Below are 25,426 nucleotides of genomic sequence, written 5' to 3' on the forward strand. Positions count from 1 at the left end.
CAATTACTTTGACTGAAAAATAATTTTACCAACAAAGTAAATGAATTTCCAAATCCTTTTAATAAAGAATATTTAGAGTAAATGACATTCAATATTCCTCTACCTACCTCTCAGACTTTTCGTAAATGTTGGTTATTTAAAATAACTAATTAGAGACACAAAACCGTTTCTCGTGCTTTGGTGTCTTCTTTTTATCCATACATGTGATTTTGTTTTTTTATAATCTGGATAATGTTAATAACCATCATTGGGAGGAAGGGGGATGGGAGCTCTCTGCCAAAAGAAGACGGGATATCGTTCGCTAAAAAAATGGAACAGGCAAGAGAATATTGGAAAGGAAATCGTCACAGTGAATTACCTGAGCTATTAATTGACGGTAAGATTGAAGTTGTGGAGATTATGAAGGATTATACGATTATATGCTAAAACGAATGCTAGAAACGAAAAAGACCTTACAAAACACCAATCGTTTTGTAAGGTCTGCACTCATTTTAGCTTATATCCACTCGTTTCCATGTTCTCGAATGAATTCAATGTCTGTTTGATAATGCTCATAGTGCCCTTCATCAACCATCTTTTGAAAAGCGGGATCTCCTTCAGCAGCTTTTCGCTTCATGTATTGGCACAGTCCTTCTAAGCGCAGCATGACCATGTCTAAATAATCTTCTTTCAGCCCTTCTATACCATACGCATCAAAAAATAAGTCCACTCGTTCTTTCTTTTCTTTTGCATCCATCATTGGATCGTAGCGAACTTCTTTTCCTTCCTCCGTATGGTAATGCCTGCTGAGTGGCACACACGTATAGAGCGTATAGGCAATATCCCATAATCTTGGCCCAGGCGCGATAAGATCAAAATCGATTACGCCAACTGGTAGCTGACCGTCAAAAATAAGGTTATAAACCGCAAAGTCATTGTGACAAATTACCTCTGCGCTCTGCGGCGCATTGTCCATTGGCTGCCAATCATCTGAAACAGGAAAGTCACTTACCGCATCATGATAAAGGCGAAGCATGTTGGCAACTTCTTTCAGCGCTTCGTTTGACCACATATAAGATTTTAGCGGATAATTGCCCGCTTCTCCCTTAATAAACGACAGCACTTCTCGATTTTGGTCATCAATGCCTAAAAACTTTGGAGCATGCATGTAGTTTTTTCGCTCAAGATGCTGTAAAAGCTCATGAACCCTTTTGCTGTTTGGCTTTTGCTCTCGGCGCACCGTATCTCCTGAGCGGTAGACGCTTGACACGTTCCCGCCGGCTAATTTTTCTTCGTGTTCCTGCTTATTCATTAAAATTCCCCCTGTGAAGGGATGCGATGACTGTGTCAATAGAGATGTCTTTTTCTCCATAAAAAAAGCGAGATCCACAAAGGTATCCGCTTGGTAATGGGGATTGAATTGTCCACACCATGTATCCCTTGAATGATTGTTAGATCGACAAATAAACGTCCCTTCTATATCAGACGTAGCTTGTCTTTATCTAATTACATAATCATTTCAAGGTCTTCCACATTGGCGTCATTTCCCCTCTCGCTCCATCTCTTATCTGCATTTTACCAAATAAATGAAAATAAGTATAGATCATCCTTTTATTTTTTTCTTATTGTAAGAGATTGATAGAGACGAAGAATCTCAGTAATTTCTTTGTTCCTTGATCCCTACTTTAGTAACAAAGTGACTATTTGAAAATAGTAATAATAGACATATTTTGAAAGGGAATCGATTTCTTATTTTCTCTTAAATTTAATTTTTTGTAAAATTAATATGGTATAATTTGTATAAAACACAAGAGAGGTGTTTAATCCTGCGGACATTAATAAAAGATATGCTTCAGATGAACCTTTCTCACATTGCTGAGAGTTACTGGCCACGGTTTTCACTAGCAGCTTATGCCCTATATGATGACGATACTGTCTATCTTTTTAACCATCCTCTTGTTCAGAAAGAAGTCGATTTTGTTTCCTTTCCGACTACAAAGGAATTTATGGGTGATACGTTAATTTTATATGAGGGTGTTCCTACTGCCATTGTTCACATGGATCGGTATGAAAGGTTTCAAAGCCTTTATTCCATGGTGATGCATGAGTCCTTTCATGCGTATCAGTACATCCGAACATCGATTTCCAGACGAAGTTCAAGGTATGACCTATCCACTGAACGGTGAAAATGCGCAAATTCGTCAGCTTGAGCGTATGGCCTTGCATGATGCTCTTTTTGAAAGAAATCCGGAGGAAAAACGAGCTAGATTACAAACGTTTTTTTCGCTTCGTGAACATAGACGGACTGTTGTTGGAGATTTTTTAGATTATGAGCTGAAAATTGAAACAATCGAGGGACCCGCGTGGTATGTGGAGCTAAAAGCCTACGCTCATCAAAGCGCATGTTCCTATGAGTCGATTGTGAAGAAATATAGCGAGCAGCTGTTAGATAAAAAGAATTCTATTCACCGGCTAAGAGGAAGTTGCTACAGCTCTGGACTTGCGATTTGTTTGTTATTAGATGAGTTTGCTCCGTCTTGGAAAGAAACATTTTTTACTTCCAACCAAACCGTGTACGATTTGTTGAAGGTAGCTTTTCATTACAATGTGCCGAAACTTCCCTCTATTCCTACTGATACAGAGGTAGAGTCGTATATTGCTGAAGCTCACCAGACTCAAATTGCTGAGATTGACTCTTTTTTGAAACAGTCCGGCTACCACATTTTGATTAAAGGGATAACGAAGATAAAAGGATTTGATCCGATGAACGTAGTGATAAGTGCTAACAGACGTCTTCATAAAACCTTTTTGAAAGTTGAGATGAATGATGACATAGTCTTATTTCAACAACCTGTGCTGGTCGAATATGCAGACAATCAAAGCAAAATAGTCGCTTTACATTTTGTTTTAGATCAGCGCCCTATTATACACAATGAGAATACGTTTACGCTCGATGGTATTGGTGTCATCACCGGAATATATGACGACCGTACACATACTCTTACGGTGAAATGAAAGGATGATCACTCTATGCCCTGTCTTGGCTGTCAGCTCGCAAATAAGGAACTGCCTGTCTACGTTGTATTTGAAGATGAGCATGTTTGTTGCATTTTGGATCACGATCCATTTAACGAAGGACACGTGCTAATTTTGCCCAAGCAGCATATTCACGACGTAGATGAACTGAACGATCAGACGTCCCTTGCCTTTATGAAGGCATCTCGTCTTTTATCAAAAGCATTGAAGCGTCTGTTTAATCCAGATGGTATCACCTTTGCTCAAAACGGGGGTATTTTTAATGAACTCACGCACTATCATATGCACGCCGTTCCTCGTTATAAAGAGCAATCATTTGCTGATTTTTATGGTGATAAAACCGTTGTAATTGAACAGGAGAGCGTGTTAAAAACGACGCAGCGTGCGATGCAGCAAGTGATTCATGAGTTAACGATGGATTACGCAATCTAGCTAGGGGGTAAGAAATTTGCTATTGTATTTTTGATGTTGATCGGCTTTTCCTATTAAATGAATGAAACGATTAGGAGCTGATGAACAATGATTTATACTCATTCTTTAGAACACATAACGGCGGATATGCTGACAGGATTTTTTGTCGATTGGCCAAATCCTCCGAGTACGGAAACGCATCTACGTTTATTGAAAAATAGCAGTGATGTTGTACTGGGCATTGATGAAACCACCGGACAGGTAGTAGGCTTTATTACAGCTTTGAGTGACGGCGTATTATCAGCCTATATTCCCCTTCTTGAAGTACTGCCCGCTTATAAAAAGAACGGAATCGGCAAAGAGCTAGTACGGAAAATGTTTGATCGCCTTTCACACTTATACATGATTGACCTATGCTGTGACGATGATCTTGTTCCATTTTACAAACAGTTTGGCATGATGAACGGCAAAAGCATGCTACTGCGAAATTATGAACGGCAGTCTGGAACACGGATGTGAAGGAAATAAGAAGGGCGCTACTTATTTTTCAGCAGCGCCCTTCGTTATCTTAGAGCCGTTTTGAATAAATTACCATTGTTCCCGGAATGGCAATTACCATGATACAAAACAATACTTGAAGTACTTGAGTGGAATTGAGTGTAAAAGGTCCCGATGCTCCCGTTAATAAGAAAAGAAACAGCATGGCTCCGAATAAAACAAAATAATTTACCGTCATTGCTTTTCCCATAATAGCCTTGGCGCGTTCGTCTTTTGGAAATAGATGTGGTGATAAATAAGAAAGAAACAGCTGACTGATTCCTAAGGCTAATAACATAATGGCATCAGGGAATCGGTTGTTTAAGAATGCATCGCTATTTACGTAAATCCCGATTCCCGTTAAAAGAACGCCAATGATGAAATATGTACGCTGGTTATGTTTTGCTTGTTTCACTCTGACTCCTCCTCATAAATAAAAATATCCTCAATGTGACAATTAAAGACTCGTCCTAGCTTAAAAGCTAATGTAATCGAGGGATTATAACGGCCCTTTTCAAGTGAAATAATCGTCTGTCTGGAAACTTCCAGTTTTTCTGCTAATTCATCCTGTGTGAAATGATGCACGGAGCGCAGTTGCTTAATATTATTTTTCAAATTCTTCATCCTTTGTAAAGTTTGCTTTACGTTAAGTATACTTTACATGATAAAGGTTTTAAAAGTCAAGTTAACTTTACATACAAGAGGTTTTCACGGATAATCAAAAAACAGGACGACTCTCATCTTTATGAGAGCCGTCCTGTTTTTATCGATGCTGATAGTGAAGCGGTTCAAAGACCGATTCTTCTCCTTTTCGCACCATTGAAAAGTGATCCACGTTGTAATGACCGTGAAGCACTTTGTTGTGGTGAGCAATAATTTGTTCTGCTTGTAGTACGGTAGAATTACACGTCGAATGACCGTCTTCAATGAGCGTGACGTCAAATCCGTTTACCGTTGCGGTTCTAACAGCTGTATCAATGCAATGTTCGGTTTTACACCCCATGATCACAAGGTGCTCAACGTTTCTTTCTGTAAGGTGTTCAAGAAGCGGCGTGCCGTAAAATGAATTTGTGGCGGCTTTATTAAAGATAGTGGCCGACGTAGGGACATGAATGTTTTCATGAATATGAAAGCCAGGTCCTTTTCCTTCTGCAACATCAACGTCTCGAACGAATACAATGTCAATTTCTTTGGCTAATGCTTTTTCAATAACTGCATTAATCGTATGGATTAGTACGTCTTTTTGATAAACGCCCTCTTCGTGCTCATTTCCTTCCATAAGCTCCTGCTGGGCATCAATAATAAGTAACGTTTGCTTCAAATGGATCACTCCTTTTATGGTAAACTTATACTTTATTCGATTTTACATGCCTTTTTCCTTTAACAGAGATAGAAAAATAGAATGAAAGGGAGTTTTTTGATGAAATATTTCGTATTAACAGATGATGAGTTATGGGACTCTGCAGAAGAATGCATATATGTGTTTGAACATACGAAAAAAGAGAGATCCTATACTGATATTTATTCTCTAGAAGACTTTGCCGCGAAATGTGAATTTATCGAACGCAGTAATGCACATATTTATTGGTATAAGGGGAAAAACGTTGAAGACTTACCTGCTCATGAATTAGAGAATAAAATAAAGGCAAAACAAAAAACACTGCAAAACATGCCTAACAAGGATTTTTTAGAACTAAAATCTCGTTTTTCAGATACCATTTCTCCTTTTGTCTTTCCTGATAATCCATTAAGATACTCATACGCATATGAACCAGATTGGAATGATATAAGAATCGTGATGGAGTGCGAAGACAAATTTTTTGCTCTTTACTATTGGACAACAGCGTAACGAATAACTAGTTAGGAATGATCGATTCGTCATTCTAAGTAGGATATAATAATTAACCTACTTTTCCAAAAAAGATACATAAAGTAACGAGCAAAACAGGGAACGACGTATATGTCGTTCCCTGTTTCGCTACTCTTACTTAAACGTCATTGTATAATCCCTTTGAAACGTTTCGTTTGCTGCTAGACGATTAATGCCGAACTTTTCTTTGAGGTCGCCTGTCGTATCATGCATATCTGCGATACCATACCATGGTTCAATGCAGACAAATGGAGCCATCGTATGGTTTTTATCATCGTATTTTGACCAGATGCCAACGAACGGGAAATGATCAAAGGATACTTCTACACCATGATCTGATTTTTTAGATTGCAGATCAATGCGGCGAATATGACTGTAAATAACCGCGTCATTCACAAAGAGGGAGTCATCAAGCTGAATAGTAGATGGATCAGTGATTCCTCCTTTTTCATGAACGAGCGCATTTTTAAGCTCATATTGCATGACCTTCTCATTTTCTTGTGGCGTAATATGTAGCATATAATCTCTAACCTCTTCGCCTTCTACTAGTGGTAGTTTAAAGGCTGGATGAGCGCCAATGGAGAAGTACATGTCTTCATCGTTTTTGTTGATTATTTCCCATTTAACAGAAAGGGAGTTTTCATTCAACGTATAGTGAATAATGGCTGTAAATTCGTACGGATAGATGTTTTTGAACTGCCCGTCTGATTCAAATAAAAAAGAAGCATACCCTTCTTTTTGTTCGTTAACCTCAAACGTTACGTCACGTAAAAAGCCGTGCTGTGTGAGCGAATATGTTTGTCCATTTAGCTCGTATTGATCATCCTTCAAGCGCCCGACAATCGGAAATAAGACGGGAGCGACTCGTCCCCAATACTCGCTATCTCCTGACCACATATAGTCCATTGCATTTTTCTTGTGGGTGACGCTGCGAATTTCTGCACCCTCTTTTGCAATATGTACCTTGAGCCAATCGTTTTCAATTGTTGTCATGTTATAACCCTCGTTTCTCACGTTTGAACTGCCGTGCTCATTAGTAGTGTAAATCTTTTTTGGCAGAAGTGTCTACTTATGTAGCTTGGTCGTTTTTATTGAGAAATAGACATGTCAAAAAAGGGTTCCGTCATCCTTATGGAAGAATCTCTTTATGTTTGACAGGAGAAGATAAGTTTACAAGAGTAGAAGGCTTTCCGTATTTCATGACTTCATCAATAAACTCCTCGAGCTCTAACACAGAACGAGCGACAAGCTTTACTAAATAACTGTACTGCCCTGCTAGCCGGTGACATTCTACGGCAAGAGGACTGCTCCTACAAAATTCCCGAAATGCCTTGCAGTTGTGGGTATCTACTAAAATATAGGCCAGCACGGATTTTCCTAATCGTTCTGGATTGATGACTGCGCGGTATCCTTCAATGACGCCGTGTTCTTCTAACTTTTTCACACGTTCCTTTACCGCTGGTGTCGATAAATTAATCATTTTTCCTAAGTCCGTCATTGATATACGCCCATTCTCTTGCAAAATAGAGAGGATTTTTTGGTCTATTTCATCCATTTAATGATCCACCTTTGTTTTTAAAGTAAATACGTGAAAAGAACGAATTTTATAAAGTAAAAAGACAAATGCAACGTAAAAATGTCATATCCACTTTATTATAAACGAACTATGATTAAAGAAGAATAACAATTGGAAAATGGAGGAATGGAAAATGGGATTAGAAATGAGAAAGCAATGTGAACGATGCGATACAAAGCTTCATGATTATTCGGTGGCTTATATTTGTACCCACGAATGCACCTACTGCGAAGACTGCACAAAACAGACCAAACACGTCTGCCCAAACTGTCAGGGAGAGCTTGTAAGAAGACCGATACCATCAGGTGCGTGCCCGATTCAAACCAAAAAGGAAGCGGTGCAATGAATAACCAAACCGCCCTTTTAGTTATTGATGTTCAGCACGCCTTTACTCATAAATCATGGGGAGAGCGAAACAACCATCAGGTGGATGATGCAACAGATGCGTTTGGCTTAAAGGATCACCATAACCGTTACTATGATCCTGAGATTGTTCATCAGCTTTCGGTTGCCACTTTACACGACGAGTTTGCGACGATTGTGACGACTTCAGAGATGTTAGCATGGTAATATGGTAGTAACGTTAAAAAAAGGAAGATGAAAAATGAAAACCTATTCAATGACACCTGAAGATCATGAATTAGTGGCAGAAGCAAAAAAGATTATTGTTGCTCGTTATGAAGATGATAAGCATCATGTAGGCGCAGCATTGCGAACAGCGTCCGGTGAGATAGTTTCTGCCGTTCATATCGAAGCATACGTAGGTCGTATTACGGTATGTGCAGAGGCTATTGCGATTGGGAGCGCCATCTCTAGTGGCAAAAAGGATTTTCATACGATCGTCGCTGTGCGCCACCCCTATTCAGATGAAGTGAATCGAGAACTATCCGTTGTAAGCCCCTGTGGCATGTGCCGTGAACTGATCGCAGATTATGCTCCCGAATGTTATGTCATCGTCGAACAAGACGGAGAAATTATTAAAACTCAAATTGGCGAGCTTATTCCGCTAAAGTATACAAGGACGAATTAATGACAAAGGAACAGGTGATGCCTGTTCCTTTTTTATGGTTTCTCTTTGATGGAATGTTTGAAGCATAGAGGTTTTTTTAGAATAAAACCAACTCCCTTTTTGGACAAATCTCACCTTTTCATATCATGTGGTACCTTTTAACAAAATATGAACCTAAACGTTCTGCCTTCTCCTCCCTACACGAGATCATCTTCGGATATCGAAATATTTCATCATTTGGTATATAATTGAAAATGATGGAAAGGAAAGGACGAACAGCATGCAGGATAACCTTGAAAAATATACAGATCCCAAGCAATATGACTACTTACATCGTGTAGTATTACAAGATGTCGAAATGATAAAAGAATATGCAGATCGCTGTAAAGGCCCGATTTTAGAGCTAGCATGCGGAACAGGACGCGCAACAATTCCTCTTGCGAAACAAGGTCATACGGTGATTGGAGTGGATTTACACGCCGGTATGCTTGAGAGAGCGAAAGCAAAAATAGCAGAAGAACGTGTGGACGCATCGTTTTACCAGCAAGACTGCACGAGGCTAAAACTTCCTATTCAAGCCTCCATGGTGTTTATGATAGGAAATTCATTTCAACACTTTTTAACAAATAAAGATCAAGATCACTTGCTAGCAGGTGTCAAAAATCATTTGAAACCCGGTGGGCTGTTTATCTTTGATACTCGTAATCCAGTGCTTCAGGACTTGGCTGTTCCCGACAGATATGAAGTACGGGACACGAATGTGTATAGTCAGGAAATTCTCGAGAAGCACGAGGAAATGTATGATCACGCAACTCAAATATTAACTTGCGAAACCATTCGCTTCGTTTACGAGCAGGATGAGGTCGTAAAAGAAGAAAAAGATCGCATTAAACTACGCTATACTTATCCGTTAGAGCTTGAGCGCCTGCTTTCTCAGCATAACTTTCAAATGGTGGAGTGCTACGGCGATTGGATGAAACGTGAATTTACTGCTCAAAGTCCTCAAATGATTGTCGTCTGTAAATTGGGAGAATCGTAGAATGAATGTAGAGTTAACAAGATTTCGTGTAAAAAAGAATAAAACGCAAAAAGTGGATGAATGGCTCGCCTTTTTAAATGATCATTTATTAGATGTGCTCGTTACATTAGAAGGTGAAAAAATGTATGTGGAAACGATCTTTCGTGAGACCCTAGACGGTGAAGAATATCTTTATTGGTATTCGATCCAAGGAACTGGCGGTCAACAGGTCGAAGATTCTGATCATTGGATTGATCAAAAGCATCTTCAGTACTGGGAAGAGTGCATTGATCCTGACTTTTCCCCTGTTGACTTAAGCACAGAGGTAGTCATGATTCCACATAAGATTAAAGAAAGCATGAACAATAGTTAAGGAGATGGAACGATGAACGCACTGCTTGTCATTGACGCCCAGAACACGCTCCTACAATCAGGGGATTTTCGGAAAGAGGTTTCCGTCATTCGAAAGATGGTGAACGACTTCAAATCTAGCGGTTCACCTGTCATTGTGATGCGACATGTGAGCGAGGAAGAACACCATTCGTTCTACAGAGAAGAAGCAGGCTCTCAGCTTCCTCCCGCCTTACAAGAAAGCGCCGACTATATTATCGAAAAGCGCACGCCAAGCGCTTTTTTTCAAACAAGTTTGGATCAGCTTTTGCAGACGTTAGACATTAAACACGTCTTTATTACAGGCTTTAACATTGAATATTGCTGTCTATTTACTGCGGTTGCTGCATTTGATCGTGGCTATGAGGTGACGCTGATTGAAGATGCCACAAGCACGGTCAATACAGACGAGACGTACGAAATGCCTGGCTTAGACATTCGTAATTTTATCAGTAGTATATTAAATCGTTCTGATGTTATTGAGGTAGTCGAGTATGAAAAATATTTAACGGCCCAAATGGCTAGGTAAACAAAGCGCCAGTGCGTAAATTGCACCGGCGCTTTTACGTATACTCAAAACAAACAACGGCTTTTTTAAGCGATTGATTATAAAACAAATACACTCGGTCCGCTCCGTAAGCTTGAAAATAATAGCCTGTTAAAAAACCAATGTAGGTAAAGGGACGATTATGCTCATCCTTTGGCACATAAAGAAGATTTGTATAATCAAAGATCTCCTCTTCGCTTTCACAGGCCTCTAATAAATCCATTCCCTCGCTCGTAGTAAAACGGATATCATCCATTACGCCGTGAACTTCTGGATAGCTTAACCCCCAGCCACTTTTTTGTTTTTGATCAAAATCGTCCTCTAACGCCTTTGCAGATTCAAATGGCTCTCCAAAACTAGAATAAGGATAAATATGCTGGTGAGAAGCATAAAATGCTTTTCGTGCTCTATAATCCTTGTCATTATGAATATACGCTTCACTAGAAATGGGGGCTTTACTAAAATAGTCCCAATTTCCCTCAAACGCATATTTTCCATCTGCAACATCAAACCCAATCATATCTTCCTTTGTAAAATTTGTATGGAAAGATCGGGTAGTTTCTCCTACACTTCCATCGTATATTTCTTTAACAGATACAATATGAATCCACTCATCCCATTCAGGGTATAAAAATTTAAGGTTAATCGAGCAAAGAGGTAAAAAATGCTTTTTATGCTCCTCTATTTCCTTATTAAATACGTCCTCGTAATCTGGAAACGGTTTTATGCATGTTTGAGGAATAGACATAAAATCTTCTCCTTTTTTATTACTATCTTATCATGTTTTTCTATTTCGAAAGAAAAGTTTTCAGAAAATAGTTGAATGTCGCTTTTTTTAAGTGTAATATTACACTATAAATAACATAAGTAATGTAAGAGGTGCACAATGGATAAGCAGCAAATAGTAGAAACAGTGTCAAAAAAAATACGTCTCGTTCGCCATGAGAAAGGCTTTACTCAGGAACAAATGGCAGAGGTTTTAGGGCTTTCAAAAAAGACGCTCGTTCAAATTGAGAAGGAACGTTCGCTCGCTACATGGACATGTATCGTTGCGGTATGCGCTCTGTTTCGAGAGTCGGAAATTCTTCAAAATGTGCTCGGTGATGACCCATTAGAAGTGATAGAACTTCTAGCACTAGACACGATCGAGATGCCAAAGGAAAAAACGATGGGCGGCAAAGTATGGTGGAAGCTTCTTGAAGAGAACGACCGATTTAAGCTTCAGCAAAATATGGTTAGTCAGCACTATCGAATTATTGATCAAGACCACTACCGTTGGTTTAGCTCTTTTGATCAAGAAGAAGCCTGCGCATATTTTAAAAAGCTTTCAGAATAAGGGGGGCTCTCCCCCTTTCTTTCTATCTTATTTTTGCAAACAGAAATGGTAGCGCTATCTCTTAGAGGAATTATTAAATCGAAAGGAAGGTTTTTTAATGAATTATTCTTCTGTAAACTACTACACGTTAAAAGCATTTTTTATCGGTATTTTCGTTGGAGCTGCTTTCATCACAGGCGTTACGTGGTCACTCATTTTTGGATTTAGCGGATTAAAGGTAGCGGGTATGATTTTATTAGCACCGTTTGCGCTTGTAGCTGTGATCTGTTTTATCTGGGTGCTTCGAAAAGAAAATATTACTAGACAAAATAACTAGATTATGAAATGGAGATGCGCATATGGCTTTTTTAACACGTAAAATGGTTAAACTTACATCCATTATTTTAGGTATCATTGTGGCGTTGTGTGTGATGATTTTAACCCCAGTTGGTTATGTCATTTATGCGTTAAACAACGGAGATCCATATGAAAATTACGTTCTAGATAAATACGTACCAAGCTATCTTACAGAGCAAGGCTACGAAGAGAAGGATATAAAGGAAAAAATTATTACGTACCTTGGGGGAAATGATTCTTATTTTGAATCAAAATATCGCGTAGAATTTAATGATGAGCCCGGTGTTTATTATTTTTATGCAGTGAAACTCTATGGAAAACAAGTCAGCCAGCTTTGCTTTCAGGAATCTATTTATGATCCGAGTATTAAAAATCATATTCCCGAAACAGGGCTACATAAAGAAAAAAATTGCACAAGCAGATAAGTTTCTAAGAGGGCCTCTGTATTTATTCAAGCCCTTCTTCTTCTCCTCCTCTTCATATGTTTCTACTAGTAAACGATAAGCATCCTTTCTTTTTAGACAAGATCATCCCATTACATATATTTACAACTTCTAGGTCGTTTTCTATACTGAAAGTAAGGCGCATTTTAGCATATTAAAAAAACTGAAGAAACAGATTTAGTCATAAAGGAGATTATGAGATGGACATCCGTATTCCTACCCCACTAGATATCCCGCATATAACAGAATTAATGAATCAGTTAGGCTATCCAACAACGATTGAGCAAATGACAAAACGCTTTACTCATATTCAATCCCTTCCCCATTATCATACGTTAGTTGCCGAGGAGGATAAGCGAGTCGTCGCGTTAGTTGGATTATCGACGGGCGTTTTTTATGAGCTTGATGGAGTCTCTGTGCGGATTGTTGCATTTGTAGTCCATAAAGAATATCGCAGGCGTGGAATTGGTGAGAAGCTACTGAAGGCAGCTGAACAATGGGCTATTCTACAAGGAGCTACTGGTATCGGCTTAAATAGTGGAAATCGCGAAGAGCGCCAAGCAGCTCATGCTTTTTATCGAGCGCTTGGGTATGAAGCAAAAAGCAGGGGATTTCAGAAACAGTTAAGAAAAGAATAAACGGGAGATTTCAATAAGTATTTTGATGGTGGATTTAAACGTATATGATCAAGTAAATGATTTAAATAATCGAGAGATCAAGATGCTTGAAGTACTGCTTCTCAATTTCGCTTCCTCGCTTCCTACGCGAATGGGCAAGTAACGGCGAAAATATGATGTTTAACTCATTAGATAAAGATGGAGAAAACCACGTATTTAGCTTCTAGTTTTCTTGGCAAAAGCCAATTACCTCCGGATACTTTGATCAATTAAAGCAAGGAATCATCAATCAATTTACAACAGCGGTCGAAATGTGTGAGCTAAAGCAACCTGAAATTATCTTCTTGAAAATTGCTTTTTCACTTACAAAATAACATAAAAAAATCCCTTTATTTACAAAAGGGATTTTTTTGTACTTAATTAACCACCTATTTATTTAGCCAACAAAATAATCGTGTAAAAACGCATAGAAGGTTGGCCACGTTTCCTTTAATTCCCCTTTTGTAAGCAGCTCATCTCCCCCTTCAAAATCTACCTCATATACTTGATCCGTTACACTATCAAGTACCAATACGGCGTTTGCTGACATCTCGCTAAGGATGAGGTATTGTGTAGGAAATGAATGTTCTTGACGAGCAATTTTTGTATAGGAACAGACACTGTTTTCTTCCATTAAGTCTAGCAGCTCGTACGGAACGTGTTCTTCCCAAAAAGGACCACAGTATTGCTGATAAAATTCGCGAAATACCTGTGATACTTTGACATCTAAGCTAGCAAGTGTTTCCGCTACTTTATACTTGTCTTGGCGTTTATAACCATCTTCTTTTAAAAGTCCGCTAATTGATCAGGTAGTATATGCAACATAGATCTCTCCTAGTCTATCTTTCTTGCTGGTTTATTTGATCATCCATACCTTTAAAAAATACCGAATGATACGCGATCACCTAATGAGCGAAAAACTCTCTTGCTAAATGATTTATTCTGTCAGGCTGCTCAACGACTGTCCAATGCCCACATTCTTGAATTTCTGCTAGCTCTGCATGCGGAATATATTGAAGTAAAAGTTCTTGAATAAGAGCTGGCGTGATCATATCGTCACTTCCTTGTGCAACCAGTATCGGAACAGATGATATCCGAAATAACGTATTTGTTACATCATACTGCGCTTTCATATCACTACCTAAAATGCGGTTTACATCACCATTCATTTTGGTCGGTTGCCTCCGAGTGAGAGCATCCCTTGAGAATAAATAATGTGGATCAAGCACCTTCAGCATGGCATCAATTGACAAGAGCTTTGACTTTATTCCTAGATGAATGAAAAACATTTTAAGCTTGTCAGCCGTAGATAATCGTTTTAACAATTCGCTTTCAAACGCAACAAGACCTTCTGCTGTTGCCCCAATGGCGGCGGTTAGAAATAGTTTGTTCACTTGATGTGGGTAGCTCGTTGCATAAAGCAATGCAAGCATAGACCCCCATGATTCACCGAAAAGATTCATTTTTTCAAAGCCCAATTCTTTTCGTAAAGCTTCTAACGACTCCATTTCTGCCTTCATCGTATACTGATTATCAGCCGCCACTGAGGATTTTCCGCACCCTCTCTGATCATAAAGAATGAGCTGAAAGTGCTTTGCGAGTGGAAGAACGTGAGGAAGAAAAAAGCGATGATCACTTCCGGGACCACCGTGGAGAAAAACAATTGGCTCCCCTTTCCCAATAATATTGACATGTAAGGTCGTGTCAAAGATTCGTATCAATCGACTTTCTTGATAATCGCCACACATAAATGGCCCCCTGCTTTTTCATGGATTTTCTGTTCATATGTAGTGAATTTGATGCCTAAGATCGTACGTGTCAGCCAAGTTTTTTTATTGTAAATAAAGTATTGAGTGGTTTTATATTTCCTTATGATAAAGCTTAGAAGTTAACGGGTTGTCTTTTCTAGAGGTGGAATCAAGTAGTTACTTTACGTAAAGTTCCAATCGTAAGGTTGTAGCGGAAGATTTACTTTCTTTTAAAAGGGAACAGGCTCTCCCGTTTCATAATCGTTAAAAAAATTCTTTTTTATAGCGAATGGCAAGATAAATGGCAGCAGCGAAAAAGACGAACGAGTATTTGAACAAGAGGAAAATTTGCCACATATATTCTTTCGGAAAAATGATGTCACACAGGATGAATACACAAAGCATAATGTAAGCTGTTTTTAGTGAGATTCCCATTGTTCTTTCATCAGACGGCCCCATTTTTCGATGAAATACGTATGTGAGAATGGCGCCAACAACTAGTAACACAAACCCACTTCCAACAAGAATGTTCCAATTCCCATTGGAATGCTCAGCCCAAGATCTTATAGGTTGGAAAATGGCATGATGAATGTTTGACATAAAATTAATCGTCATTTTGATCATTTCCTTTCACATAAGTAAAAATTTCATTTACATCCACGTTGAAAAATGCCGAAATTCGATAGGCTAACAACAGAGTTGGAACATAATTTCCCTTTTCCATTACAAAGATGGTTTGTTTTGACACGCCGACTTGATTTGCTAACTCTTGCTGAGATAGTCTAGCAAGTACACGATATTCATACACCTTATTTGATATGGAATCACCAATATCCTTTTTCATGAGCATCACCTCTTCATTTGAATTGTAATCCATTTACTTCCAAAAGTAAAGTGAACTTATACAAAATTTATAAATATCTTTATTTTAACTAATATTGATTTGACATATTTAAAGTGAATATGTATAAAAAGCCCAACGAAATGGTTGATTTCGTTGGGCTTTGGATAAAATGCGCCTAGCACTTTTTCATTATTTATTGGCAATTAGCTGCTACTCCGCTTTTGAAAATTCTTCGATCATTTAACAGTTTGTGTTGAAGTAGAGGGACAATAAACAGCGTCCGATATGTCTCGAAAAAAGTCACACATTGTTTCAGGATAATGAAACATTGAGAAAATTTCTTTGATTGCTCTAAACATCTCTTCCTTTGAGTTAACCTATTTCGTTATATCATATTCTAACGCTTTCTCATCGCAAGTAAGATCGTGATCATCTACGTGAACATGCCAGTCGGCTCCTTTTACAACGTTGCGAATGTTAGAGAGCAGTGACGCCCAATAAGTAACCCCATCAAACATGGCCTCTGCACTGTTACTTGGCAATTGAGTAGATCCTTCAAATATAACATCAGGATCCGTTGGACTCTTCGAATCATACACGTAAAAACTTGTCCAATTGTAACCTTGACCTGTGTTTAGATATTCTTCTATCTCTTTATCAACAGAATAGTTTTCGATTAACTGAGTAATGAGGGCCTGCTCAGATGAAGTGAGCTTTTGCTTTCTTGTCGCTGTGTAATAAATGGATACGCTCATTTGGATTTGCTCCTAACTGTTGAGAAGTTGCGGTCATTTATCAATGAAAAACGTTTTGTTAGAAAATCTAGTGAAATGAAATGTTTAATAACTTTACGATAGTTACTCATCATTATCCCCCAATCATGACTCAATAGTTGTTCGATCTAAAAAACGTGAAGGACCTTCCATGCTCATTTTTGCAAGCCGTCTTCCTGCTCGTTTAAAGAAAAATTCATCAGCAAATTCCTCTGATTGAATGGGATCGAGCTGATTAATCACGTTCTTTTTTTTATCATATTCAATCCGACCCATTGCACCCTCGTTTGGTCCATAACGATAGATCACTCTGTATTCGTCTTCCTGCTCTTTGAACATTAATACAAAGACTGCCATAAGAATGCGTCCTCCTTTCCTAAATAGAGAGTGATGTATAGACGATAGACGTAATCTTTTTATTTTATCATTTTGATTTAAGTTAAACGGAATGTTTCAATCATCCTTTTACGTCTGTGTATATTTACTAACCCATCATAGTTAGGTAATCTAGTGTAAGAATAGAAATCGAAAGAAAACTTAACGAAGCAGGTGGAATCTTATGTTACCAAGCGTTATTCGAGTAAAAGGTTTTACAAGAGAAAATAGATACGAAATGATTGATTATGCGGTAAATAGCATTCAGACGTGTGGGGGCTGGGTAACAAATCATACGATGTATTCCAACAAAATAATTGTGATTAATTTTGGAATAGAAGCAAAAGGAGTAAGAAATCTATTGCATTTGTTTAATCAAAACGGACTAGTTTTATTTGCAGAAAGCAGCCAAATGATGAATGAATTTTCTGAGTACATCGTAAAAGGTAAGGAAGAGAAGGAAATAGTGGGTTCGATAAATATTACGTTTATCAACGATGAACCACCGATAAGAAACGAGGTTCCTCCTATTCCGGGTTGAGGTCCTCCTTGAGTAGCGGTCTAATCGTTTAGAAATGTATTTTCATGATAGCTGCTGCTTCAGTATTTTCGCTGCTTCCCTTTTAGTTCTCCTGTTTCTCATTGTAAGACATATTAAGATGCGTTTTTGTTCGTATCATATTCCCTTTCCCTTTCCCTTTACCTCTCTATCACCTTACTCGTTAAAGCTATCAATCTCTTCTTTCCAAAAAGCTGTTTACGAAACCAGCCTTGTTTTATGTTGTTTTTTTTCGTTGCCCTAACGCTTCAAACCATGCTTTATCGTTCGTCGCAAGCGCAAGGTGTTGAAGCGCATAGAGGTCGCTATCGTCTAGCAAATCCGGCGCTTTGGTCACATTTTTCACTTTGAATAATTGCCTTCGCCATTCATTTTGTTTAGCTCGAAAATATACCCGAAGCAATGGACCTCGTTGGATTTTGCTTTCCTTTTTCTCCAAAACGAATCCGTAATAATCTTTTACTATCACCCATTCGCCAATCTCCATGTTTTTCACCTCACCTTATGTATCACTTTCCCAATCTTCTAAACATTTATGAAATTATTTTAAATCTTATGACCGTAAAAATACTTTTGTCCCTTCTCCCACTCTATATTTGAAAGTTCATTTATATAATGAATGAATTCTTTGTAATTACTTGCACTAATAATTGTATTGTAATCCCCAGGTGCTTTTTGACCAGTCCAAATTGATAATAAAGATGGTATTAATGCCATTTTTAATGGCTCTTCACTATTTGTAGCAATCAGAACCCGCTCAATCAATTTTTTAGCTGCGTCTCCAGGAAAAGACAATCTCTGTCCAAAATAATAGCTATTTGCATCCTTTCCCTGACAATAATCAAAATAAAAATTGCCAATTTCACCTATAGTTGCATCCTCACCAATTTTTTCTTCAAAATTAATAAAAGAATCAATAGAGTCTCTTAAAATAGTAGCTGTATCACTTACTCCCTCCCACTCTTCAAGTAAAGCCAATAAATATGGAATTACCTCAAGTGAAAGCGAAGTTGTAGCTGCTGATGAAAAGGTATCTACGAGTACTTCAGTTGCCTCATTGAGGAAACGAAGATTATTGGAATTTCGTAAGTCTTCGTGTGTTGCGACAGATAAAAATACTCTGATACATAAATTTAGAACGGATTCATCTTTCGTATAATTCATTAATTGAATTAACAGTGGTTTTTGAGTGAAGTCACCTGTTTTGAATAATTCGATTACGTTAAATAAAACTTCCGTTTCTGTTGCAGATGTTAACATATTTTCTTTTATCTCTGATTTAGCTAAAGTTGGTTTTTCTCCAAACCATATACTATTCATAAGGTTTTTCGTCATATATGCACCTACTTTCATTCATCCCTAAACTTCAACTGAGAAATGAGGATCTCTAAACTATTTGCTATTTGTGTGTACTCATGTAATTCAAAATCTTCAACAAAAATTTCACCCGTGTTATTATTTAGCACTATTAACATTCCATCTGATTCATAGCCGATTGGGACATATTGAAGAATACCCCCTTTTAATTCTACATGGTCTTTCACAAGTGAAATAAAATAATTTGGTTCAATTCCTGGAGCTACAGGATGTAAATGAATATTATAAGAGTTAGTCCATCCCATCAATTCTAAAAACCAATATGAATTAAAATATTGCTTGACCGAATCATGTAGCTGAACGTGATATTGAGTCTCAATTTCTTTAAAGGTAGATGCTTCTTTTTTTTCTATTGGTTCCCAAGAAATATATCCATCTTTATCCTCTTCACCGTAATAGATGAAGCTATCCACATCTTCATTCCATACGATTCGTGGCAATGAATGATTAAATTTCATCCATTCATTTGTAAATTGTGCAAAATACTCTCTCATTGTCTCTTTCATGTTTTAATTCCTCCTTCATAAGTTTTTTCTCCATCCTATTTATGAGGAACTAATAAAAACATCGATATCATTTTCATTTAATACTGCTTTTATTTCACTACCTTCAAATACAACGATAAATTCATTTGGCAGAGCAAGAACTTGAAGGATTGCCGGTCTAATTTTTAATAATTCATAAGCATGTAAGGCATATAAACTTGTAGCATCAGTATCTTCTACAGAACCTATATACCAACCAGAATCGCCTTTTTCCACATCTCCAATTCTTTGCAAATATATTTTCTCGAGATCTAGTACACCTTTAGAAAGGATGATCTTATCGCTGAATTTTATTGACAAACCATCAACATTTATTCCTTTCAAAAAATGAGTTTGCTCAAGTTGTACCCATAATGATAACGTTAAATCTTCGGTTATGTCTTCAAATGGATTTTTAGTGTAATCAGGAGCAGTTAATATAAAAATTCCCGGTTCTCTTTCGTGTAAGTAGTAGACGGTCCAACCAACCTGTATGGAGAATCCGTGAATGAATTTATGAGGACCTATGTGTTCTAATAAAGCAAATAATAGTTCTATTTGAGATTCTAATTCTCTTTCCGCGTTTACAAGGATGGTCTTGTCCATAATGCGCTTTTTAAAATTCTTCATTACCTCACCCTCTGTTCTATCTCTCCTTTTAAGCCTTCGCTAACCGTTTTTCCTCTTTTAAAATTTGTAGTCTACTAGTTTTATTTGTTGGCTTTGGAGATGAATAAGTGCTTTTACTTCAATTTATTCCTTCTAAAAAATTCATAATATCATCTCTTCTTAGTGAGTTGTTACTATTCTTCAAATAATAGGTGAACTCTTTCACCACGATTTTATTTCTTTTCTTTATGCCATAAAAGCTGCTTAGAAATTGGGGCAATATACTTTCGTCTATATTTTCTATCGGTGCAGGCAAATATTCTACATGATCAAACTGATAAGCTTTCCAGCTAGTAAAAGATATTGCATCTACAACACAACCCCAAACTAAGTTCTTCAATGGTTCTTTCTCATCTTGCATTTCCATAAATAGCCCTGTAAACTCCGTTCCATCATCCAATAGCTCATAAATGTCATCGCCGGAATGCTGCTTGTTTTCCACCCACTCCCAGCAAACTTTCATAGCGTCGTTTATATGGTTATACACTGAAGAAGACATTAATAAATCGACAACTGTTTCACTCAACCCCAGAAGAAATGCAGCTTGTTTATTTAATTCTAATGTTTCAAACGTATGCAACATAATCTCATCTCCCCCATTGATATAACGAATAGTCGATTTTCTAAGATCATCATTATATTTTCAGGCTCTAAAAAAGCACCTGTCGTCTCTTCACGGAAATCAAGGACTTTGTGTTCATGTGTTTCTAATTTTTTAGGATTAGCTATAAGTTTTGTAGTATTGTAAAAATAGGATGCCCCCTTTTATGTATGATGAAGTAGCTACAATAGCTAAAATCCTGATTGTAACCCTATTTCTGGTTTACTTATTCTTCATCAAACATTAAGTCATCTGTTTGTTCTCTATCTCTTTCAATTCCTTCTATCGTTTTAACTAAATTCTTAACGAGTAGGAGTGTAATCTCTTCTTCACCTTCATAAATTTTAATGCTTGCTCCTATTCGAATCAATTCTTCAGCAGACAGTACTAAACACTCTAATTCTCCTTTATTACTATAACTACATTTAATAACTGGTTTGCCCATGAGGATGTTCTCTCTTATGTCGCCTATAGATTTAGATGTTCTTCTTCTTAACAAAGGAATATGCTTGTTAACATTGTAATCGTTAAGGACTACTAAATGAATTGTTTCCATCTTTACCATTCCCTCTTCCCTAATTTTTTAAGTAAATGTTCTTTATCTTTTTATACGAGCCATTCCTATATATGATAGAATAGGATATTCCTTTAGCCGTTAAACAGGCTATTTAGCAGCACTGTACATACGCGATGTGCTTTTGGGGCTTGTCCGTTAAATTAGTTTTTTAGCGTGATTTACTAAAAAGATTGCTGATAGCTTTAGGAATGAAAAAATATGTAAAGACAGCACAAAGAAATGATTTGAGCGGGGTGTGTAAAAGTGTTATATGATGATAACTATCATTTGCATTTAGGTTATTATGAAAATGACTTTGATTTAGAAGCTGTCGCTTTTAAAAGACAATCACAAAACATTTGGGACATCTTCTTTGATTTTGAGCAATATGATTTGAAAAAACCTTCCCAAGGGAACGAATTAAAAGGATTTGGCACAAAAATCTTTTCTATTGAAATTGAGGAACTTGATGATCATTGCGGTGGGAAGAAATTTGAACAGTGGTTATTAAATTGCGGAATCGTATAGAAAGCTAATTGTATTAGCTTTCTACATTTGTCTGTGTTAAATTATACTGGTATTTAGCTGCAAACTTATCATTTTACACATTATATATTAGTTTGATTTCAGTAGGCATGTCTTTTTCACATTTTTGGAATACTACTCCAATTTCTTCGCCATCTTCACTTACAATGTATAGACACTGAAACATTCGTCTAGGAGCCATATCATATCTCCCTCTTCCAAATGCATCCTTAATCCTGTGACGTTGTGCAAATGATCAATAACCACTGCTTAGATAAGGACGTAATTCCTCCCCGTTTTCTAACACAAAATGATTTAGAGGACGACGTCTTGGTAACCTACTTGCGTCACTTCACCTTTTTTAAGACAAATACCTAACCCATTTTCCATATCCCATGTGCAATCAAATGTAAGTCCGATATCAAAAAAATTGATCAGATCATTATCTGGCACAAAAATTCCAACTAAGGTTATTTGTTTAAGAAGCTGAGTAGCTGTCTCTATTAAGGGATAGGTTTCGTTAGGCTCAACGTCATAACCAAGTTCATATCTTTCCTGTTTGTAGTAGTCTAATATAGCCTTCAAAATACTTTGTTGTAGTTGATCCCACTTTTCGATTAAAAAGTTATATGCACCATATTGTCCTGCTTCAAATTGTTCTTCATCTTCTCCACTGACAATTACCGCAACTCTAACTTCAGTTCCAAAAAAATCCATATTTTTATATCCAATCCAGTCGTAACCATTAAACTCAAGTTCTCCAAAAACCGCATCATTCATTTTCATTTTCTCTCCTCAGCAGCTTATCAACCAATAAATATTCCTTGGCCACTTCTATCAATTGATCAAATTTATTCTATTGTCCACACAGAATCAGTAATGATATACAAATTCTTAATAGCAGCTTCTTTAGCTTTATATGACCTCATATGCATTTTACTTTTAATGTTTCCTATAGTTAATGAAGTTTTCAAGTTTATTCTTCACATACTTGAATAATTTCTTTTGGGGTAGATTTTAAGATTAGCACCTCTGGTTTTAAATAGGGCTCCGTTAGTTAGTAAATAGTCTCCAAGTGGCATCATACTTTCTCAGTACCGTTTGATCCAATATTCAATGGCTGATCTATTACCAATATTTAAAGCTTCCTGGTATTTAATTATTTCTGTATTTTTTCTTTTCTTCTTGTAATGTTAATTCTGTACCTTACAAATTAATTAAATTGGATCATGTGGAAATTCAGAATGATATTTATTTATTAAAGCCTTATCATCCGGTTCTTCGCCTAAGTACTTATTTTTCCAAATCGCCATTTGGTCGCTGAAACTATATTCTGTATCAAACCAATTGGTATAGTCAAAATGAACAGTTAGTTCGCCTGTTTTCTCTAGTTTCAGCGTGAAAGAATACCAAAGTTTCTGATCTTCCCTTTGAAAAACGTCTCTTACTTCTGCTGATAAGAAATAAAGCTTTCTTTTATGTAATTTAAAGGATTTTTCGTCCACGTGATACTTGAAGGGGATTTTGAGACTATATACATGCAAACTTGGATTGGATGAAGGCTGATAGAAGAAGTATGTTCCTCCACCATCCTCTGAAATTTGGGCATAATAGTAAAATCTGTCCCATTCTTCTGGAATCATTTTATGGACGGTTTCGGCGATCTTTTTATATAAATCGTTCAATCTTTTCTTCAACTATTTCATCCTCTCGATTTATTTTCTGTAATTTAAAAACTTAAACCTCTCTACCTCATTCATCATAAGCGTTTGGAGCACATTGTTTTTGTAGTCGCTTAATTTAACACTTACACAGCGAATAAGGGGTGCTTACCTAAAGTCATATTGTTTTATCGATAATAAAAACCTTAAATGGTGGGTAGCCAATCAAAACTATCACGTCAATTACTCCTCGCGTCTAACCACTGTCTAGCTTCTCCACCTATTAGGATGTTTGGTCGTTCTGGAGTTCCAATATTAATACTTTTAATAAAAGCTTCTTCTAACCCTTGAATCCCCGTTAGGTTAGCTCCTTTTAGTAATACATTTTCAAACGTCGATTCGCTTACGTCTGCATTTTGAAGGTTTGCATGACGAAAATCTGCATGATCAAAAAGGGCTGCTACTAATTTTGCATCACTTAAGTTTGCATGATTAAATGTAGTTTTAATACAATCACTCTTAGCAAATCTTGTATTTCGAAGGTTTGCGTTTGTAAAGTTTGCATAAGAAACATCTGTTTTATAGAAATCCGCATTTTCTAGATTCGCACATACAAAGCTTGAAGAACAAATAGTTGAAGAATACATTTCTATATCGATTAAATGCATATTATTAAAGAGACAATCTGTAATATGTGCCTGATTTAATGAATAGTTCATTAAATCCACTTGGGTCAACTTTACTTCATCGAGAACTAACTTCTTGCCTTCTAATCCTAGAGAATCAAGCCAAATTTTATGTAATTCTAAAAGATGAATTAATTCTCTTTTATTGAGATTATTAATTATAATTCCCCCTTTAAGGATACCAAATATTCCTTCTTGTTGTACTGCCTACCCTTCAACTCGTAATCCAAATAATAATGTGCTGTAATGAGCTTTTGGTATTTATCTATATTTTAGGAATAGCAATTGAAATTCCCGGTGACTCATTGATGAGCATATCTGAAATACTTGGGTTTGCTTTTTTTAACTTGAATATTTGAATTTTTGTTAATTCAGGGGTAAACGATATATCTTGTGTTTTGAAATCCACCTTCGCAATTTTGTTTTGGAGTTTAAATATAAAAACCTTCCATTCTTGCAACGAAGAATTCAAAACTTCCTCCGGGCTTACTAATAGTCGATATCCATCGGCATAATGGAACATTAATAATCCCGTTCCTAAGTCACAATGGTTGTTTTCAAGAATAGCATTTGGAATATCCAATCCACTATTCCAGTTATAATGTGCCGCAAAACAATGAAGGATAATGGGATTCTGTACATTCTTTATTCGACTTATTGTATCCTCTTTACTTGTATGATAAAGTAATTCCTTAAGTAATCTAATATCTTTCTTGTCCATTACACGTTCCCCCTTTTGTTAACGTATTTTCGCTTCTACAATACTGGTAATAGTTTGTTCCTATTAAAAAAGCACTCGTTGCCTTTAGTCGACAGTGAAGTGCTCTACATTTAACTAATACTTTGGTGGAAATTCCAATTTTAAATCGCAACATCCTGATAACCTATTTGCGCTACTTTTTCGTTTAATAAACGGATTCCTACCCCATTCTCTATATCCCATGTACAGTTAAACGTCATGCCAATATCTCGCTCGTCAAAAATATCTGCATATGGAACAACAATTCCGTCCAACGTTATCATTTCTATTAGTTGATCTTGTGTTTCAATAGGTGGGTAATGGTCGTTTACTTCTATGTCATAACCCAGCTCATGTCTCTTTTGTTTGTAGTATTCGACTATTGATTGCAATAAATTTTGCTGTAAGTATTCCCAATTCAGTATTAGTGATTGATATGCAGCATATTGTTCTTTACTAAATTCCCCGTCTTCTTCACCATCTACCATCAAGGATATCTCACATTCTTTTCCGAGAAAATGAACGGTTAGATCTTTAACCCAACCATACTCGTATTCAAGTTCACCGAAAATAGGATCATTTATATTCATGTTACCATCTCCTCTTTTTGTGGATAGACACTATGCCGTCATAACTTGTTTATTT

General features: G+C 36.9%; 39 protein-coding genes and 2 pseudogenes. 17 read left to right on the forward strand and 24 right to left on the reverse strand.

Annotation, left to right across the window (positions count from 1 at the left end):
- Window positions 1-243 precede the first annotated feature (243 nt).
- Window positions 244-426, forward strand: a pseudogene (locus IE339_RS13355) (DUF2441 domain-containing protein); the annotation flags it as partial.
- 70 nt (window positions 427-496) lie between these two features.
- Here the strand turns inward: IE339_RS13355 and IE339_RS13360 are convergent.
- On the reverse strand, window positions 497-1,291 hold the full coding sequence (locus IE339_RS13360) for a phosphotransferase (RefSeq protein WP_242168229.1): 795 nt from the start codon (window positions 1,289-1,291) through the stop codon (window positions 497-499).
- 803 nt (window positions 1,292-2,094) lie between these two features.
- On the opposite strand from IE339_RS13360, the gene IE339_RS13365 reads away from it, so the two are divergent.
- The 3 genes from IE339_RS13365 to IE339_RS13375 all read left to right on the forward strand — a co-directional run bounded on the left by IE339_RS13365 (window position 2,095) and on the right by IE339_RS13375 (window position 3,945).
- Window positions 2,095-2,994 carry a hypothetical protein gene (locus tag IE339_RS13365; protein ID WP_242168231.1) on the forward strand — a complete coding sequence of 300 codons (900 nt, stop codon included), beginning with the start codon at window positions 2,095-2,097 and terminating at the stop codon, window positions 2,992-2,994.
- Window positions 2,995-3,009: 15 nt separating this feature from the next.
- A complete protein-coding gene (locus IE339_RS13370) occupies window positions 3,010-3,447 on the forward strand; it encodes an HIT family protein (protein ID WP_242168233.1) in 438 nt (145 codons plus the stop codon).
- A gap of 87 nt (window positions 3,448-3,534) precedes the next feature.
- Window positions 3,535-3,945 (forward strand): GNAT family N-acetyltransferase, encoded by a 411-nt coding sequence (locus IE339_RS13375; RefSeq protein WP_242168235.1) that lies wholly within the window; start codon window positions 3,535-3,537, stop codon window positions 3,943-3,945.
- 49 nt (window positions 3,946-3,994) lie between these two features.
- Here IE339_RS13375 and IE339_RS13380 read toward each other — a convergent pair whose 3' ends face one another.
- The 3 genes from IE339_RS13380 to IE339_RS13390 form a co-directional block, all read right to left on the reverse strand.
- The gene (locus tag IE339_RS13380) at window positions 3,995-4,378 is read right to left on the reverse strand and encodes a hypothetical protein (protein ID WP_242168237.1); all 384 of its coding nucleotides are present in this window, start codon (window positions 4,376-4,378) and stop codon (window positions 3,995-3,997) included.
- Window positions 4,375-4,587: a helix-turn-helix transcriptional regulator gene (locus IE339_RS13385; RefSeq protein ID WP_431522770.1), complete on the reverse strand. Its 213-nt coding sequence runs from the start codon at window positions 4,585-4,587 to the stop codon at window positions 4,375-4,377. The genes IE339_RS13380 and IE339_RS13385 overlap by 4 nt, the downstream gene beginning before the upstream one ends.
- 139 nt (window positions 4,588-4,726) lie before the next feature.
- Window positions 4,727-5,284, reverse strand: a complete 558-nt coding sequence (locus tag IE339_RS13390; RefSeq protein WP_053401968.1) for an isochorismatase family protein — start codon at window positions 5,282-5,284, stop codon at window positions 4,727-4,729.
- Between the two features lie 99 nt (window positions 5,285-5,383).
- Between IE339_RS13390 and IE339_RS13395 the strand changes: the two genes are divergently transcribed.
- Window positions 5,384-5,812 carry a hypothetical protein gene (locus IE339_RS13395; RefSeq protein ID WP_242168241.1) on the forward strand — a complete coding sequence of 143 codons (429 nt, stop codon included), beginning with the start codon at window positions 5,384-5,386 and terminating at the stop codon, window positions 5,810-5,812.
- Between the two features lie 135 nt (window positions 5,813-5,947).
- On the opposite strand, the gene IE339_RS13400 is transcribed toward IE339_RS13395, so the two are convergent.
- A complete protein-coding gene (locus tag IE339_RS13400; protein ID WP_242168244.1) occupies window positions 5,948-6,826 on the reverse strand; it encodes an aldose 1-epimerase family protein in 879 nt (292 codons plus the stop codon).
- Between the two features lie 136 nt (window positions 6,827-6,962).
- The gene (locus IE339_RS13405) at window positions 6,963-7,388 is read right to left on the reverse strand and encodes an Lrp/AsnC family transcriptional regulator (RefSeq protein WP_242168246.1); all 426 of its coding nucleotides are present in this window, start codon (window positions 7,386-7,388) and stop codon (window positions 6,963-6,965) included.
- A gap of 154 nt (window positions 7,389-7,542) precedes the next feature.
- Here IE339_RS13405 and IE339_RS13410 point away from each other — a divergent pair, with 154 nt between their 5' ends.
- The 6 genes from IE339_RS13410 to IE339_RS13435 all read left to right on the forward strand — a co-directional run bounded on the left by IE339_RS13410 (window position 7,543) and on the right by IE339_RS13435 (window position 10,355).
- Window positions 7,543-7,755: a DUF1272 domain-containing protein gene (locus IE339_RS13410; protein ID WP_242168247.1), complete on the forward strand. Its 213-nt coding sequence runs from the start codon at window positions 7,543-7,545 to the stop codon at window positions 7,753-7,755.
- Window positions 7,752-7,979, forward strand: a complete 228-nt coding sequence (locus tag IE339_RS13415; RefSeq protein ID WP_242168250.1) for a hypothetical protein — start codon at window positions 7,752-7,754, stop codon at window positions 7,977-7,979. Before IE339_RS13410 ends, IE339_RS13415 begins: the two co-directional genes overlap by 4 nt.
- Window positions 7,980-8,013: 34 nt before the next feature.
- Window positions 8,014-8,439, forward strand: coding sequence for a cytidine deaminase (locus tag IE339_RS13420; RefSeq protein WP_242168252.1), 426 nt, complete (start codon window positions 8,014-8,016; stop codon window positions 8,437-8,439).
- A gap of 259 nt (window positions 8,440-8,698) precedes the next feature.
- The gene (locus tag IE339_RS13425; protein ID WP_242168254.1) at window positions 8,699-9,457 is read left to right on the forward strand and encodes a class I SAM-dependent methyltransferase; all 759 of its coding nucleotides are present in this window, start codon (window positions 8,699-8,701) and stop codon (window positions 9,455-9,457) included.
- A 1-nt stretch (window position 9,458) separates the two neighbouring features.
- Window positions 9,459-9,809 carry a DUF6176 family protein gene (locus tag IE339_RS13430; RefSeq protein ID WP_242168257.1) on the forward strand — a complete coding sequence of 117 codons (351 nt, stop codon included), beginning with the start codon at window positions 9,459-9,461 and terminating at the stop codon, window positions 9,807-9,809.
- A 12-nt stretch (window positions 9,810-9,821) separates the two neighbouring features.
- A complete protein-coding gene (locus IE339_RS13435) occupies window positions 9,822-10,355 on the forward strand; it encodes a cysteine hydrolase family protein (protein ID WP_242168259.1) in 534 nt (177 codons plus the stop codon).
- Between the two features lie 34 nt (window positions 10,356-10,389).
- Here the strand turns inward: IE339_RS13435 and IE339_RS13440 are convergent, their stop codons facing one another.
- A complete protein-coding gene (locus IE339_RS13440) occupies window positions 10,390-11,121 on the reverse strand; it encodes a siderophore biosynthesis protein (RefSeq protein WP_242168261.1) in 732 nt (243 codons plus the stop codon).
- Between the two features lie 138 nt (window positions 11,122-11,259).
- Between IE339_RS13440 and IE339_RS13445 the strand changes: the two genes are divergently transcribed.
- The 4 genes from IE339_RS13445 (at window position 11,260) to IE339_RS13460 (ending at window position 13,126) form a co-directional block, all read left to right on the forward strand.
- Entirely contained in the window at window positions 11,260-11,709 is a 450-nt protein-coding gene (locus IE339_RS13445; protein WP_242168263.1) for a helix-turn-helix domain-containing protein, read from the forward strand.
- A 97-nt stretch (window positions 11,710-11,806) separates the two neighbouring features.
- Window positions 11,807-12,025: a hypothetical protein gene (locus IE339_RS13450; protein ID WP_242168265.1), complete on the forward strand. Its 219-nt coding sequence runs from the start codon at window positions 11,807-11,809 to the stop codon at window positions 12,023-12,025.
- Between the two features lie 22 nt (window positions 12,026-12,047).
- The gene (locus IE339_RS13455) at window positions 12,048-12,470 is read left to right on the forward strand and encodes a DUF3139 domain-containing protein (RefSeq protein WP_242168268.1); all 423 of its coding nucleotides are present in this window, start codon (window positions 12,048-12,050) and stop codon (window positions 12,468-12,470) included.
- A 218-nt stretch (window positions 12,471-12,688) separates the two neighbouring features.
- Window positions 12,689-13,126, forward strand: coding sequence for a GNAT family N-acetyltransferase (locus IE339_RS13460; RefSeq protein WP_242168270.1), 438 nt, complete (start codon window positions 12,689-12,691; stop codon window positions 13,124-13,126).
- A 415-nt stretch (window positions 13,127-13,541) separates the two neighbouring features.
- Here IE339_RS13460 and IE339_RS24770 read toward each other — a convergent pair.
- The 6 genes and pseudogenes from IE339_RS24770 to IE339_RS13490 form a co-directional block, all read right to left on the reverse strand.
- Window positions 13,542-13,966: pseudogene (locus IE339_RS24770) on the reverse strand (SMI1/KNR4 family protein).
- Between the two features lie 83 nt (window positions 13,967-14,049).
- Entirely contained in the window at window positions 14,050-14,892 is an 843-nt protein-coding gene (locus IE339_RS13470) for an alpha/beta fold hydrolase (protein WP_242168274.1), read from the reverse strand.
- A 264-nt stretch (window positions 14,893-15,156) separates the two neighbouring features.
- Complete coding sequence (locus IE339_RS13475; RefSeq protein WP_242168275.1) at window positions 15,157-15,507, reverse strand: DUF2178 domain-containing protein; 351 nt, start codon at window positions 15,505-15,507, stop codon at window positions 15,157-15,159.
- On the reverse strand, window positions 15,497-15,736 hold the full coding sequence (locus IE339_RS13480) for a helix-turn-helix transcriptional regulator (RefSeq protein ID WP_242168277.1): 240 nt from the start codon (window positions 15,734-15,736) through the stop codon (window positions 15,497-15,499). The genes IE339_RS13475 and IE339_RS13480 overlap by 11 nt, the downstream gene beginning before the upstream one ends.
- A 377-nt stretch (window positions 15,737-16,113) precedes the next feature.
- Window positions 16,114-16,491, reverse strand: coding sequence for a hypothetical protein (locus IE339_RS13485; protein ID WP_242168280.1), 378 nt, complete (start codon window positions 16,489-16,491; stop codon window positions 16,114-16,116).
- A gap of 123 nt (window positions 16,492-16,614) precedes the next feature.
- A complete protein-coding gene (locus tag IE339_RS13490; protein WP_242168281.1) occupies window positions 16,615-16,866 on the reverse strand; it encodes a hypothetical protein in 252 nt (83 codons plus the stop codon).
- A gap of 202 nt (window positions 16,867-17,068) precedes the next feature.
- Between IE339_RS13490 and IE339_RS13495 the strand changes: the two genes are divergently transcribed.
- Complete coding sequence (locus IE339_RS13495) at window positions 17,069-17,425, forward strand: hypothetical protein (protein WP_242168283.1); 357 nt, start codon at window positions 17,069-17,071, stop codon at window positions 17,423-17,425.
- Window positions 17,426-17,660: 235 nt separating this feature from the next.
- Here IE339_RS13495 and IE339_RS13500 read toward each other — a convergent pair whose 3' ends face one another.
- From IE339_RS13500 to IE339_RS13525, 6 genes are all read right to left on the reverse strand, one after another.
- Window positions 17,661-17,930: a hypothetical protein gene (locus IE339_RS13500; RefSeq protein ID WP_242168285.1), complete on the reverse strand. Its 270-nt coding sequence runs from the start codon at window positions 17,928-17,930 to the stop codon at window positions 17,661-17,663.
- A 59-nt stretch (window positions 17,931-17,989) separates the two neighbouring features.
- Window positions 17,990-18,796 carry an Imm47 family immunity protein gene (gene imm47, locus IE339_RS13505; protein WP_242168287.1) on the reverse strand — a complete coding sequence of 269 codons (807 nt, stop codon included), beginning with the start codon at window positions 18,794-18,796 and terminating at the stop codon, window positions 17,990-17,992.
- Entirely contained in the window at window positions 18,793-19,326 is a 534-nt protein-coding gene (locus IE339_RS13510; RefSeq protein WP_242168289.1) for a SecY-interacting protein Syd, read from the reverse strand. The genes imm47 and IE339_RS13510 overlap by 4 nt, the downstream gene beginning before the upstream one ends.
- A 39-nt stretch (window positions 19,327-19,365) precedes the next feature.
- The gene (locus tag IE339_RS13515) at window positions 19,366-19,974 is read right to left on the reverse strand and encodes an immunity protein Imm33 domain-containing protein (protein WP_242168291.1); all 609 of its coding nucleotides are present in this window, start codon (window positions 19,972-19,974) and stop codon (window positions 19,366-19,368) included.
- Between the two features lie 118 nt (window positions 19,975-20,092).
- On the reverse strand, window positions 20,093-20,596 hold the full coding sequence (locus IE339_RS13520) for an Imm6 family immunity protein (protein WP_242168293.1): 504 nt from the start codon (window positions 20,594-20,596) through the stop codon (window positions 20,093-20,095).
- A 244-nt stretch (window positions 20,597-20,840) separates the two neighbouring features.
- Complete coding sequence (locus tag IE339_RS13525) at window positions 20,841-21,170, reverse strand: hypothetical protein (protein ID WP_242168295.1); 330 nt, start codon at window positions 21,168-21,170, stop codon at window positions 20,841-20,843.
- 264 nt (window positions 21,171-21,434) lie between these two features.
- Between IE339_RS13525 and IE339_RS13530 the strand changes: the two genes are divergently transcribed.
- Window positions 21,435-21,698 carry a DUF3986 family protein gene (locus IE339_RS13530; RefSeq protein ID WP_242168297.1) on the forward strand — a complete coding sequence of 88 codons (264 nt, stop codon included), beginning with the start codon at window positions 21,435-21,437 and terminating at the stop codon, window positions 21,696-21,698.
- 312 nt (window positions 21,699-22,010) lie between these two features.
- Here IE339_RS13530 and IE339_RS13535 read toward each other — a convergent pair whose 3' ends face one another.
- The 5 genes from IE339_RS13535 to IE339_RS13555 form a co-directional block, all read right to left on the reverse strand.
- Window positions 22,011-22,481: a DUF6985 domain-containing protein gene (locus IE339_RS13535; RefSeq protein WP_242168299.1), complete on the reverse strand. Its 471-nt coding sequence runs from the start codon at window positions 22,479-22,481 to the stop codon at window positions 22,011-22,013.
- 431 nt (window positions 22,482-22,912) lie between these two features.
- Complete coding sequence (locus IE339_RS13540) at window positions 22,913-23,392, reverse strand: antitoxin YezG family protein (protein ID WP_242168301.1); 480 nt, start codon at window positions 23,390-23,392, stop codon at window positions 22,913-22,915.
- Window positions 23,393-23,595: 203 nt separating this feature from the next.
- On the reverse strand, window positions 23,596-24,075 hold the full coding sequence (locus IE339_RS13545; protein ID WP_242168303.1) for a pentapeptide repeat-containing protein: 480 nt from the start codon (window positions 24,073-24,075) through the stop codon (window positions 23,596-23,598).
- A gap of 232 nt (window positions 24,076-24,307) precedes the next feature.
- Entirely contained in the window at window positions 24,308-24,763 is a 456-nt protein-coding gene (locus IE339_RS13550) for a DUF4274 domain-containing protein (RefSeq protein ID WP_242168305.1), read from the reverse strand.
- A 140-nt stretch (window positions 24,764-24,903) separates the two neighbouring features.
- Window positions 24,904-25,371, reverse strand: coding sequence for a DUF6985 domain-containing protein (locus tag IE339_RS13555; protein WP_242168307.1), 468 nt, complete (start codon window positions 25,369-25,371; stop codon window positions 24,904-24,906).
- Between the last annotated feature and the right edge of the window lie 55 nt (window positions 25,372-25,426).

This window comes from Priestia koreensis (genome assembly GCF_022646885.1).
Taxonomy (GTDB): Bacteria; Bacillota; Bacilli; order Bacillales; family Bacillaceae_H; genus Bacillus_AG; species Bacillus_AG koreensis_A.